We start from the raw sequence: 2,228 nt of genomic DNA on the forward strand, positions 1-2,228 counted from the left end.
GGAAGGCCTCGACGATTTTCATGCTCGCCCGCAACATGGCGTGGTGCGTGAGCGAGAAGCCCTTGCGTCTGACGAAAGCCGACTCCCCCACGAGTCCCGTGAGGCCGTCCCTGATTCCGTACTTCTTCGCTTCCGGGTGCCCGAAGCTCCCTCCCCCGTGGACGAGTATGAACTTCTCGGAAGGATAGAACTCGGCCATCTCCCTCGCGATTGAGCGGACAACTTTCTCCCTGAAGTTCTCGGGCTCCCCGGATTTGTCGCTGAAGACGCTTCCACCGAGTTTGACAATTATCACGGAATCACCTCCTCTATCCTGAGGCCTTCCCTGCTTATCTCGGTTATCATCGGCGTTCCGCCAGCTATCGTGATGGCAGTGGCTACCTCGCTCTGCTTCTCAGGTGCAAGGGCGTACATACAGCCGCCGCCACCGGCACCGGTTATCTTGGCCCCCAGAGCCCCGGCAGTTCTGGCCGCATAGACCAGCTCGCTGAGCTTTTTGGTCGAAACGCCGAGGGCGTCGAGGAGACCGTGGTTGATGTTCATGAGCCGTCCAAGCCTCTCGAAGCGAACTTTCTCGTCAAGGTCAGAGAGGAGGATGTCCCTCGCCCTCTCCACAATCTTGCCCATCGAGAGGAGTATTGGCTCAATTATCTCGGGCATCTCCTCCCTCGTTCTCCTCACCATTGCGACCAGTTCTTTCGTCGAACCGCTCGAGCCCGTGTAGCCCACCACTATTGGGAGCTCCATGAAGGGCAGGTGCTCGAACTTGCCCTTCTCGTAGTGGATGAAGCCACCTATCGCCGAGACCGTCGGGTCGATGCCGCTCGATGCCCCCTGAACGAGGAGTTCAACCCTGTGGCCGAGCTTTCCGATTTCCTCGTTGGTCAGCTCGAGGCCGAGGAGCCTTGAAACCGCGCCGATTGTGGCAACCGCTACCGCGGCCGATGAGCCGAGGCCCGCCCCAACGGGAATCTGGGACGTTATCGAGACGGTAATGCCTCTTCCGTTCTTGTCGGCCTCCTCCCTCACGAGCTCGATGGCCTGACGAACGTAGCTGAGGACCTCCGCGGCTTTGCCATAGTCGCTCTCGAAGTAAATCTCGTCCTCAGAGAACGAAACGGTTAAACCAGGGACGCGTATGTCCTTGGCCTCTATCTTTATTGCACCCCTCTCGTTGAACTCGGCCCACACGTAGGTTCTCAGGTTTATCGCGGCCGCTATCGCTGGTTTTCCATAGACAACGCTGTGCTCGCCGAAGAGGATAATTTTAGCCGGAGCAGATGCCAGAACCCTCATTTTTGACCCTCCAGAAGTTTCTCTATCATCTCAACCCTCATTCTATCGCCTCCAGGCCGAGGTAGTCGTAGTAGTAGCGCTTGAAGTCCTCCCACTCCTTTAGCGTCTCGTAGGCGAGGTCGTAGAGGAACGTCTCGTCCCTGCAGAAGAGAACCCTTCCCCTGAGGCACTCCTTTCTGAGATAAACCGGGAGGAGCTGGAAAATCTGGACGTCGTATTCCTCCAGAAGAACTCCAAGAACGCGCATCCTGAACTCAAAGGCCTCCCTGGGAGTGCCTTCGTAGTAAACGCACAAATCGACATCGCTGTCCTTTCTCGCCTCGCCCCTCGCGCAGGAGCCGAAGAGGATGATGAACTTCACCCGGTCGCCGCCAAGCTGGAGGATTTCTCTCACAGCATCGTCGATGTTCATGGTAGAAAATAGGAGGGGAACTATTAAAACTTCACCTCCTCATCACGATGCTCGCGTAGCCAACGACAGCCTCGGTGCTCCTACTGACCTCGTAGCTCGTCGTGTAGTGCAAAAGCTCAGCCTCAACAGCTCCAGCGAGGCGCGAATAGACTATCGCCGTTCCAACAGCCCCGGGCCCGCACATCGTGTGCCTCATCTCGCGGAGCTCCCTGAAAAGGCCGTCAACGTCGAAGTCGAGGATTCTCCTTATCAGCCTGAAGTCCCACTCCTTTATCCTGTGCGGAAGCTCGTCGGCCCTGGCTCTGAAGGGCACGTAGCCGTAGGCCGGCCCGTAGTGCATGAAGTCCGTGCTCGCTATGACCACAACGTCCCTGCCGAGTTCCTCGCTCGCCCCGTATATAGCCTTTCCGAGGGCCCTTGAGACATCTTCGTCCTGGATTCCAAGGGTTATCGGGACGATTTTGACGTCCTTTCCAGCGAGCTCGGCGAGATACTGAATGAAGGGCACCTGAACTTCTAT

At 57.4% G+C, this 2,228-nt stretch carries 4 protein-coding genes; all 4 read right to left on the reverse strand.

All coding sequences use genetic code 11. The features are described 5' to 3' along the window. Positions 1 to 295: amino acid kinase family protein (locus MVO87_RS00240; protein WP_524540260.1), on the reverse strand; the 295-nt coding region annotated here is incomplete at its 3' end. Further along, positions 292 to 1,296, reverse strand: coding sequence for a mevalonate kinase (locus MVO87_RS00245; protein WP_297551779.1), 1,005 nt, complete (start codon positions 1,294 to 1,296; stop codon positions 292 to 294). The genes MVO87_RS00240 and MVO87_RS00245, both read right to left, overlap by 4 nt. Before the next feature lie 37 nt (positions 1,297 to 1,333). Further along, entirely contained in the window at positions 1,334 to 1,708 is a 375-nt protein-coding gene (gene mntA, locus MVO87_RS00250) for a type VII toxin-antitoxin system MntA family adenylyltransferase antitoxin (RefSeq protein WP_297551781.1), read from the reverse strand. A 31-nt stretch (positions 1,709 to 1,739) separates the two neighbouring features. Then, on the reverse strand, positions 1,740 to 2,228 hold a 489-nt coding region (amrB, locus tag MVO87_RS00255; RefSeq protein WP_297551783.1), incomplete at its 5' end, for an AmmeMemoRadiSam system protein B.

Source organism: Thermococcus sp. (assembly GCF_027063845.1).
Lineage (GTDB): Archaea > Methanobacteriota_B > Thermococci > Thermococcales > Thermococcaceae > Thermococcus.

What these genes read in the sequence shown, in the direction of transcription:
- MVO87_RS00245 (WP_297551779.1), bottom strand. Translation starts at nt 1,296, where the DNA reads ATGAGGGTTCTGGCATCTGCTCCGGCTAAAATTATCCTCTTCGGCGAG.
- mntA (WP_297551781.1), bottom strand. Translation starts at nt 1,708, where the DNA reads ATGAACATCGACGATGCTGTGAGAGAAATCCTCCAGCTTGGCGGCGAC.